11 protein-coding genes and 1 tRNA gene are annotated in these 9533 nt (G+C 63.3%); 5 read left to right on the forward strand and 7 right to left on the reverse strand.

What is annotated here, in order from left to right:
* Positions 1-466: 466 nt before the first annotated feature.
* A complete protein-coding gene (locus VGC77_RS13790; protein WP_331172134.1) occupies positions 467-1369 on the reverse strand; it encodes an N-formylglutamate amidohydrolase in 903 nt (300 codons plus the stop codon).
* A 300-nt stretch (positions 1370-1669) separates the two neighbouring features.
* On the opposite strand from VGC77_RS13790, the gene cpdR reads away from it, so the two are divergent.
* The 3 genes from cpdR to VGC77_RS13805 all read left to right on the forward strand — a co-directional run bounded on the left by cpdR (position 1670) and on the right by VGC77_RS13805 (position 3278).
* On the forward strand, positions 1670-2029 hold the full coding sequence (gene cpdR, locus VGC77_RS13795) for a cell cycle two-component system response regulator CpdR (protein WP_011471260.1): 360 nt from the start codon (positions 1670-1672) through the stop codon (positions 2027-2029).
* 70 nt (positions 2030-2099) lie between these two features.
* Positions 2100-2174 (forward strand) — tRNA-Val (locus VGC77_RS13800).
* Positions 2175-2489: 315 nt separating this feature from the next.
* Positions 2490-3278: a hypothetical protein gene (locus VGC77_RS13805; protein WP_331172135.1), complete on the forward strand. Its 789-nt coding sequence runs from the start codon at positions 2490-2492 to the stop codon at positions 3276-3278.
* A 225-nt stretch (positions 3279-3503) separates the two neighbouring features.
* Here VGC77_RS13805 and VGC77_RS13810 read toward each other — a convergent pair whose 3' ends face one another.
* The 3 genes from VGC77_RS13810 to VGC77_RS13820 all read right to left on the reverse strand — a co-directional run bounded on the left by VGC77_RS13810 (position 3504) and on the right by VGC77_RS13820 (position 5172).
* Positions 3504-3653 carry a hypothetical protein gene (locus VGC77_RS13810; RefSeq protein ID WP_331172136.1) on the reverse strand — a complete coding sequence of 50 codons (150 nt, stop codon included), beginning with the start codon at positions 3651-3653 and terminating at the stop codon, positions 3504-3506.
* A 71-nt stretch (positions 3654-3724) separates the two neighbouring features.
* Positions 3725-4324: an NAD(P)H:quinone oxidoreductase gene (wrbA, locus tag VGC77_RS13815; RefSeq protein WP_331172137.1), complete on the reverse strand. Its 600-nt coding sequence runs from the start codon at positions 4322-4324 to the stop codon at positions 3725-3727.
* 149 nt (positions 4325-4473) lie between these two features.
* Positions 4474-5172 carry a pirin family protein gene (locus VGC77_RS13820; protein ID WP_331172138.1) on the reverse strand — a complete coding sequence of 233 codons (699 nt, stop codon included), beginning with the start codon at positions 5170-5172 and terminating at the stop codon, positions 4474-4476.
* Between the two features lie 123 nt (positions 5173-5295).
* Between VGC77_RS13820 and VGC77_RS13825 the strand changes: the two genes are divergently transcribed.
* Entirely contained in the window at positions 5296-6234 is a 939-nt protein-coding gene (locus tag VGC77_RS13825; protein ID WP_331172139.1) for a LysR family transcriptional regulator, read from the forward strand.
* Between the two features lie 198 nt (positions 6235-6432).
* Here VGC77_RS13825 and VGC77_RS13830 read toward each other — a convergent pair whose 3' ends face one another.
* The gene (locus tag VGC77_RS13830; protein WP_331172140.1) at positions 6433-7266 is read right to left on the reverse strand and encodes a protein-disulfide reductase DsbD domain-containing protein; all 834 of its coding nucleotides are present in this window, start codon (positions 7264-7266) and stop codon (positions 6433-6435) included.
* 131 nt (positions 7267-7397) lie between these two features.
* Here VGC77_RS13830 and VGC77_RS13835 point away from each other — a divergent pair, with 131 nt between their 5' ends.
* Entirely contained in the window at positions 7398-8039 is a 642-nt protein-coding gene (locus tag VGC77_RS13835; protein WP_331172141.1) for a YqgE/AlgH family protein, read from the forward strand.
* Between the two features lie 97 nt (positions 8040-8136).
* Here VGC77_RS13835 and VGC77_RS13840 read toward each other — a convergent pair whose 3' ends face one another.
* Complete coding sequence (locus VGC77_RS13840) at positions 8137-9075, reverse strand: hypothetical protein (RefSeq protein WP_331172142.1); 939 nt, start codon at positions 9073-9075, stop codon at positions 8137-8139.
* A 125-nt stretch (positions 9076-9200) separates the two neighbouring features.
* A partial coding sequence (locus VGC77_RS13845; RefSeq protein ID WP_331172143.1) for an EAL domain-containing protein occupies positions 9201-9533 on the reverse strand: 333 nt, incomplete at its 5' end.

Consider the following 9533-nt stretch of genomic DNA (forward strand, 5'->3'; position numbering starts at 1 on the left):
TAATTACGTCGATGGCCGGGAGAAATCGCAAGCCGGCGGCCGCGCCGGGTCCTTTCGACTTTCGCATTGGGTTGCGTCTGGGTGCGTTTTTATGCCGCAACGGCTTCGAAATTGCGGTTGTAAGTCGTAGAAACACACTTCTGGCCGATGCGAACCGCTGTCACTCTCTGTTAAGTCTATGAATAAACTCGAAAAAATACCAACTCGCGGGCTCCGAATGGTGTTCTGACATGCATTTTTGCATGGAAAAACGCGCAAAAACGCTTGCGCTTGGTGCGGCGCAGTCTCATATTGTTGCGGTGCGGTAGCGCCTTGCGCTATCGCTGCCCTCCTTGGGCGTTTCCTCCCTAGACTTGGGCCGCTTGCCAACGCAAGCGGCCCTTTTTTCTTTGCAGGTGACTTTGCAAGGTCGCTTTGCAGGCTTTCTTGCCCCGACCGCACGCCATCGCCAAGCTCGCCGCGCGCGCTACTCGGCAGCGGACTGGAACGAGCCGAGCCCGCCGAGCGGAATCTCCGCCAGTGCATCGGCCAGGATCGCGAAGTCGTCGATCACCTGATCGAACCGCGGGCTGCGTTGGCGCAGCCGCTCGTCCATGTAGATCGCGCGGTTGAGTTCGACCTGCACCGCGTGCAGCCCGCTCGACGGATTGCCGTAATGCTCGGTGATGAAGCCGCCGGCATAGGGCTTGTTGCGGCCGACCGAATAGCCGCGCGCCATCATGGTCTGCTCGACCACGTCGGGGATGGTGGCGACGCAGCTGGTGCCGTAGCGATCGCCGATCACCACGTCGGGGCGCCGCGGCTCGTCGCGCGACAGCCCGATCGAGGGCATCGAATGGCAATCCACCACGATCACCGAGCCGAATCTCTGATGCGCCTTGTTGATGAGCCGGCGCAGCGCGCGGTGATACGGCTTGTACAGCGCCTCGATCCGCCCCAGCGCGTCGTCGACGTCGATCCTTTCGCGATAGATCTCCTGGCCGTCGCCGACCACGCGGGGGATGGTGCCGAGCCCGCCGGCCACCCGCATCGAGCGGGTGTTGGCGAAGCTCGGCAGCCGGCCGACGAACATCCGCGGGTCGAGCTCGTAGGGCTCGCGGTTGACGTCGATATAGGAGCGCGGAAAATGCACCCGCACCACCGGAAAGCCGCGATCGCTGAGGCCTGCGATCAATTCGTCCATGAACGAATCTTCCGAGCGGCGCAGCGCCGCAAGATCGATCCGCGACGCCACCAGGAATTCCGCCGGATAGACCGAGCCGGAATGCGGCGAGTTGAAGATGATCGGTGCACGCCACTGCCCCGGTTCGATGATGTCGAAGGGAGTCGACAGTTCACGGTCAAAAAGCTCACCGTCAAATTCGCTCATCGTCGGCCGTCCCTGCTTCGCGCCCTCGTCGGCCTAGTCAGCTGCCAGCGTGGCCGCTGGGCTGCTGCGAATGATTGTCGGCAATCGCATCCGCTCTGCCAAGTAAATAAATTCTTCGCCGCGCGGGAACCAAGGCCCGAGCCGGCAACCCGCTTGGTTTGTTGCCAGAACCGGCCGGAGCGCGCACAGTCCGCGGCCATCCTGGATGTCTTGCGATATCCGACTTTCACCCGAAATTTACCTAAGCTCGGTCTAACTGGCCGGAATGGTCCTCTCACTCGGGTTTGACATCCAGCCGCCATGCATAAAATCCTCCTCGCCGAAGACGACAACGACATGCGCCGGTTCCTGGTCAAGGCGCTGGAAAACGCCGGATTTCAGGTGTCGTCCTATGACAACGGCCTATCAGCCTATCAGCGGCTGCGGGAAGAGCCGTTTGAAATGCTGCTCACCGACATCGTGATGCCGGAGATGGACGGCATCGAACTGGCGCGCCGCGCCTCCGAGCTCGATCCCGACATCAAGATCATGTTCATCACCGGGTTCGCCGCGGTGGCGCTGAATTCCGACTCCGAGGCGCCGAAAAACGCCAAGGTGCTCGCCAAGCCCGTGCACCTGCGGGAATTGGTCAGCGAAGTGAATAAGATGCTCGCGGCGTAAATCTCCGCGCAAGGCTGCTTGCCTGCGCGCCGTGAAGCCGATATAGGGACCCACCCGTGAAGATCTAAGAGGGCGCGTAGCTCAGCGGGAGAGCACCTCGTTGACATCGAGGGGGTCACAGGTTCGATCCCTGTCGCGCCCACCATTGCCGCCCCGGTCTTGCATCGCCCCGCTTGCCTCCCCCCGCTTGCATCCCCCGATCTGCAACCCGCCGGTTTTGTATCCCCGGTTTTGCGCCCATCGTCTGGCGCCGCCTGCGCGCGGACTGCCGCCGAATCCCGGCCTTTCAATCAAATCCGTGGTGTTGCAAGGCGTTGACGCGGGTCAGCGCGAGAGTTTTGCTGGCCTGCGCCGAGCGTCGCCGCGGCGGATGCGACTTGCTGGCGACAACGCTTGCCGCGCGATGTTGCTGAGGGCTGCGATCTGGCGCAAGCTTTTGCCAGTGATTTGGGCCCCGACCATGCCGGCAGAACCTCAGCGATTGATCGAATCGGCAACCGCCTCGCGGTTCGCGGTGACGCGCAGCTGGATCAACCGCGTCACCACCTGGTTCAACCGCGCCACCTTCCGGATCAAGCGCGGCACGCCGGCGGAAACCTTGGAGGAGGTCGGCCGGCGCTGGCGGCTGGAGCCGAGGCAGAAGCAATTCCTGCTGCAATTCGGCGCCAGCAAGCCGGGCGCCGCCTTCATCGACGAGAAGGTGCAGGCGATCAACCGCGCCGCGTTCCACCGTTCGGCGTTCGCGCTCAATGCGCTGACGCATCTGGTGTTCGTCGATCTCGCCGCGCAACTGACGATGTCGCTGCCGGCGCTGAAAGCGGTGGCGGTCGCCGCCAATCTCTTGCTGGCGCTGGTCGCGCATTTCGAGATGCGGAAGAATTTCCGCGCCTTGGTCGCAGGCCCCAATGCGCTGCCGAAGAAACGCCGCTTCCTCGGCCTGATGGCGAATCCGAAATACAACCGCGCGGTGAAGAAGAGCTCGAAGCCGCACGCCAAGGCCGCCTGGAAGGAAAAGTCGCTGTACCGGCTGGGCTACTTCATCAACGCTGCGACGATCTTCCTCGGCTCGCAATTCATCATCGCACCGGATCACCTGGTGTTTCCGTTCGGCTTCATCACCGGCAAAATCACCGGGCTGTTTTCCACGCTGGTGATCATCTTCGACGTCTGGCGCGGCGTGCGCGCCGGCGAGGACTCCCGGCTCGCCCGCGAGCGCGAGATCGCGGTGTATCGGCATCTCGATATTTGATCAGTTGGAGACGATCGGCGGATCTCGATCCGAATTGATCTGATGCGCCAACCGAAAAGCAAGACGTCATTCCGGGTTCTCTCGCAGCTTGCGCTGCGCGAGCCCCGGAATGACGGCTTCACGGGATGAAGCGCAGCAGGTGATCAACTGATCGTTTCGTGTCGGCCTGATCGGTCGTGTATCGACCGCGGTCGCGGCAGCTTGTATCACGCGCGGCCGCTTGCATCAGCCGCAGTCGCGGCAGCTTTGCGCCGCGGCGTCGCGGCACTGGTGCCGGCCGTTGGTGGCGATGGTCAGGCCGCGGCACATCCAGCTCTTGGCGATCACCCGCAAGGGATCGCGCGCCAACTGATAGAGCACATAAATGTCAAGCACCGCACGCTCCTGTCAGCCCAAGGTCAAGATGGGGGCGGCGCTGCGTAGCTGCCAGCGCCGCCCGGCAGCGATCAGCCATGCAATTTGATCGCGGTCTCGGCGATCACTTTTCCCTGATAACGCGCGCCGCCGAGTTCGTTGGCGCTGGGCTGCCTGGTGCCGTCGCCGCCGGTGATCGTGGTGGCGCCATAGGGCGAGCCGCCGGCGACTTCCTCGAGCGTAGTCAGGCCCGTGTAGCCGTAGTTCAGGCCGACCACCACCATGCCGAAATGCAACAGGTTGGTGATGATCGAGAACAGCGTGGTTTCCTGTCCGCCATGCTGGCTCGCGGTCGAGGTGAAGGCGCCGCCGACCTTACCGTGCAGCACGCCCTTGGCCCACAGCCCGCCGGCCTGGTCGAGGAAATTCGCCATCTGCGAAGCGATTCGGCCAAACCGCGTGCCGGTGCCGATAATGATGGCGTCGTAATTGGCGAGGTCGTCGACGGTGGCGATCGGCGCGGCCTGGTCGAGCTTGTAGTGCGAGGCCTTGGCGACCTCCGGCGGCACCAGTTCGGGGACGCGCTTGATGTCGACTTGGGCGCCGGCTTCGCGCGCGCCTTCGGCGACGGCGTTGGCCATGGTCTCGATGTGGCCGTAGGCGGAATAATACAGAACAAGAACTTTTGCCATTTTGGGCTCCGGTTGGTTGAGGGTGAAGAGAAGGTCGCCATGGCCGGGCCGCTGCGGTTGCCCGCAGGCCGGCCCGACCACCCACGTCCCGGGGGGCGCGGAGACGCGGATGCCCGGCAACGGCGAGGCCGGCCGGGCACGGCGAAGGGTTATGCGGCGTCGACCAGCACCAGCTCTGAGTCTTCCAGCGCGGTGATGGTGAGCTTGGCCTCGTCGCGGATCGCGGCGCCGTCGCGGGCGTTCACCGTGACGCCGTTGACCTCGACCGAGCCCGCCGCCGGCACCAGATAGAGATGCCGTGCCTTGTCCGGCGCGTATTCCGCGGTTTCGCCGGCCTTCAGCGTGGTCGCCAACACCCTTGCGTCGGCGCGGATCGGCAGCGCCCCGGCGTCGGCGGCAAAGCCGGAGGCGATGGTGACCAGCTTGCCGGAGCGGTCGGCCTTCGGGAACGGCTTGGCGCCCCAGGTCGGCTGGCCGCCCTTGCCGATCGGCTCGATCCAGATCTGGAAGATCCGGGTGGTCTGCGGCTCCAGATTGTATTCGGAATGCCGCACGCCCGAGCCCGCGCTCATCACCTGGACATCGCCGGCCTCGGTGCGGCCCTTGTTGCCCATGCTGTCCTGATGGGTGATCGCGCCCTCGCGGACATAGGTGATGATTTCCATGTCCTTGTGCGGATGCGCCGGAAACCCGGTGTTGGGGGCGATCTCGTCGTCATTCCAGACCCGCAGGGCGCCATGGCCCATATTGTCCGGGTCGTAGTAATTGGCGAACGAGAAGTGGTGTTTGGCGTTCAGCCAGCCGTGGTCGGCGCCGCCGAGTTTTGCAAACGGACGAAGTTCGATCATGTCGCTCTCCATTTCGTGGCGCGCGAGGCGCTCAGATGCGTTGCGTTGCGCTGGCATCTGGATAAGCCGTCCCGCATGACCTATAAATAGAAACAATCGAAACTCATTGTTTCAGGAATTGCTATGACGAAGCTCCCGGACTTCGAGGCGCTGGCGATCTTCGCCAAGGTGGTGGAGCTGCGCTCGTTCGCCGCGGCCGCCGACGAGCTGACGCTGTCGAAGGCCACCGTGTCGAAGGCGGTGAGCCGGTTGGAGCAGAAGCTCGGCGCGCGGCTGTTCAACCGCACCTCGCGGCGCCTCGCCTTGACCGATGCCGGCCACACGCTCGCCGAGCGCGCCGCGCGGCTATTGGCCGATGGCGAGGCTGCGGAGGCCGAGGCGCTGGCGCAATCGGCGGCGCCGCGCGGGCTGGTGCGGCTGGCGGTGCCGATGACCTTCGGCGTCAAGGTGATCGCGCCGCTATTGCCGGAGTTCATGTTGAAATACCCGGAGGTGGCGATCGACCTGCATCTGTCGGACGCCACCGTCGACCTGATCGGCGACGGCTTCGATGCCGGCATCCGGATCGCCTCCTTGCCGGATTCCTCGCTGCTGGCGCGGCGGCTGTGCCCGATGCCGCGCTACACCGTGGCGGCGCCGTCCTATTTGGCGGCGCACGGCCGGCCGACCCATCCGATGCATCTCGCCAGCCACCGCTGCCTCGGCTACGCCTATCTGTCGACGCCGAACACCTGGCACTACAGCAACGCCGCCGGCGAGCAGGCCGACGTGCGGCTGTCGGGGCCACTGCGCGTCAACAATGGCGAGGCGCTGCTGCCGGCGCTGCTCGCCGGGCTCGGCATCGCCGATCTGCCGGAGTTCATCGTCGGCGAGGCTTTGGCCTCCGGCGCCGTCGAGGTGATCCTGCAGGGCTGGCACCAGCGCGAGGGCGCGGTGCATTTGGTGATGCCGCCCGGCGGCCCGCGTGCGGCGCGGGTCGAGGTGCTGGCGGATTTTCTGGCGGAGAGGCTGGGGCGCCGCGGGCGCGGGGCGGGTCTGATCTCGTCAAGCGTAACTGATTGAATAAAACAGCCGACACGAGCGCCTTCCCTCGCCCCGCTTGCGGGGAGAGGGTGGCGTGACAAGCGGAGCTTGTCGCGCCGGGTGAGGGGGCGCCGCGTTATGTCGAAGCGCCCCCTCACCTGACCCGGCTTCGCTCACGCTCCGCCGGGTCGACCTCTCCCCGCGAGCGGGGAGAGGTGAAGAGGTGCCGCGGCGGCGCTACTCGAGATTGACGTTGAATTCGTAGGAGCGCTCGGCGCCGACCAGCGTCAACTTCAGCGCCGCGCCGTCGGGCTTCACCCCGGGCGGCAGGCCTTCGAGTGCGAATTCGAAGCGTTTCACCCCGGCGGGGCTGGGCTCGATCCGCTTTGGCACCGGCAGCGACCAATCCGGCGTCGGACCCTCGACGAACAGATCGACCGCGGTGAAGTCCGGCGTCGCGACGTCGACGATCACCGACTGGCCGTCGCGCTTGACGTCGCGCACCGTCACCGCGTGCGGATCGCCGACATTGGCCGGCACCGGCACGGTGTCGAGCGCCGCCGACAGCGCGGCGTCCTGGGTGCTGGCGACGCTGACAAAGGCGAGCTCGGGGCTGGCCTCGACCGGCACGCAGAGTTTTTCGCACACCGCGTAATTCACCGTGGCGCGCAGCGTCACCGGCTTTTCGGCGTTCTTGGCGACGATGCGCAGCGGCAGCACCACCTGCTTCTGGTAGCCCAGCGAGGTGCCGCCGGCGCCGTCGGCGAACCGGGTCGGCGCCGGCCACAGGATGGTCACCGCCTCGACATTGTCGGATTTGCTGAAATCGAACCGCGGTGGCACCCCGGAATCGCCCGGCGCCCGCCAATAGGTCTTCCATCCCGGTTCGAGCTGGATCGCGATGCCGCCGAGCAGCACCGAGCCGGAGCGCGACCCCGCCAGCAGCCGGACCGCCGAATGGCTGTCACTGAGCCATGGTGAACTGTCTTCGGCCCTCGCCTCACAAATCAGACAGGCCGCCAAGGCGGCTGCGGCGAGCAAGACCCTGCGGAACGGAACCATAGCGCTCATCTGACGTCTTTAGAGACCGGACCGGCCTCGAACCTTGCGTGTGACACGGCGACCGGGGTGCGGACCACGGCTTGATTGACAGGATAGCCACCCAATATCAGGATGTGGGACAAAATGAGAATGCCTAGCTGATGGACCCCAAAGCGAAAGCGCCGAAACGCGACGAAACCAGGGGGGCCGAGGACGCCTCCGGGCGCCGCTATCTCGATGGGCAATTGCTGATCGCGATGCCGGTGATGGAGGACGAGCGGTTTGCCCGTTCGGTGATCTATGTCTGCGCGCATTCCTCGGAAGGTGCCATGGGCATCATCGTCAACCGCCCGGCCGGCAGCATCGATTTCCCCGAGCTGTTGGTGCAGCTCGACATCATCGACAAGGCCGATCAGATCAAGCTCCCGGAAAACGCCGAAACCATGAAGGTGTTGAAGGGCGGGCCGGTGGAGACCGGCCGCGGATTCGTGCTGCATTCAAGCGACTTCTTCATCAAGGACGCCACTCTGCCGATCGATGAAGGTATTTGTCTGACCGCCACCGTCGATATTTTGAAGGCGATCGCCAAGGGTGCGGGGCCGAAACACGCGATCCTGGCGCTCGGCTATGCCGGCTGGGCGCCCGGCCAGCTCGAGACCGAGATCCAGGGCAATGGCTGGCTGCATTGCCCGGCCGACGCCGACCTGATCTTCGGCGGCGATATCGAAGAGAAATATTCCCGCGCGCTGCACAAGATCGGCATCGAGCCCGGCATGCTGTCGAACGAAGCCGGCCACGCCTGAACGCGCCGTATTCCGACCGGCAAGGCGTTACGCCGCGGTGTGACGTCGCCAAACCCCAAGGCGACTTGTTCGGTTGGCCCAGCTGCCGGTGACAGATTCAAGGCCGGGGCCGCATCCATAGTGAGGCTTTGGATGGGATCGCGGACGAGGGTGCCGCGGCGGGATGGGGGTGTTGTTTCCCAAGCGGAATCGAGGATGGTTCTGACACCATGATATCTGGCACCATGATATTGAGAAATTCAGTGAACCGCGGGAAGTAAAAGTCCCGGGCCAAAAAGAAGTCGATCAGGCAATTTCCCAATACACAAATACAGACCACGGCAGCAAAAGCGGACGGCGCACTGCCGGTGGACGAATAAAAAATGCTCGGCGACAGTACTACGGCCGCGATGAAATTATTAACTATCCAAATCAGGGAGGCTTGCATAGGAAACATCGCCGCAATTGTCGGGAGATTACTGGCGTTAGGGAATAGCTCCAAGAAGACCGGGCTCACGACGGCGCGTGACCGAAAATAATTGAAAATGAGATACACCACGTTCCACACCATCAAGAACGAGTACACTCGCGCGAAATTCAACCAGTTGCTGATTTGGAAAGCCAGAAAGACGATGATCAGCGTTTGAAACGTAAGGATGACAACCTCGAATTTATACAGGTTTCTGTCGCTGTTCAGAACGAGCTTCTTGAATTTTGAAAAGTCATTGGGATCGTCCGAAAGGTCGATGCTGAGATTAACGAGCTTGAAGATTTCGGTATAACGAATGTCGAAAATTCGTACGTCGCCAATATAGAAGCGAAGAAACGTCAGGACAAAAACAACGAAGAGTATGAAACAGATCAGTGGGTGCTCGGTGATGCGATTTTGCGGCGAAACAACGCCGTTAAGCCAATCCATTTGAATGAGCACGGTATTGAGCGTCGAGAGGGCGGCAAAGGTTCCGGCTGAAAATACGATGAGCCAGCACGCCTTGATGGCGGCGTGAGAATTCGAAATGGCATCGGACACGAAGGCGCGCGCGAGTTTCTGAGACATACGTTTCTCCGAAAGAGTATTCTTTCCGGAAAGATACAGGCCGCAAAAAGTAGAGAACGTTTCGGAATCAAACGATTATACTCGTGGCCAACGACGACTGACGCCAGTCGCGGTTGATTGTTCGATCACCCCGCCTCGGCCAGCCGCTCTTCCGCCAGCAGCTTCATCGCCGTATCGGCGTCCATCGGCTCGCCGAAGGCGAAGCCCTGGGCGTATTCGCAGCCGAGTTGGTACAGCTCGACCGCGTCGGAATCGGTCTCGGCGCCTTCGGCGACCACTTCCATGCCGAGGTCGTGCGCCAGCGCGATGATCGATTTCAGGATCACCGGGCGGGTGCCGCGGCTGGTGGTGCGGACGAACGACTGGTCGATCTTGATGGTGTCGAACGGGAAGCGCTGCAGATAGGCCAGCGAGGAATGCCCGGTGCCGAAATCGTCGAGCGACAGCCCGGTGCCGAG

This window comes from Rhodopseudomonas sp., from assembly GCF_036404135.1.
In the GTDB taxonomy this organism is placed as follows: domain Bacteria; phylum Pseudomonadota; class Alphaproteobacteria; order Rhizobiales; family Xanthobacteraceae; genus Rhodopseudomonas_A.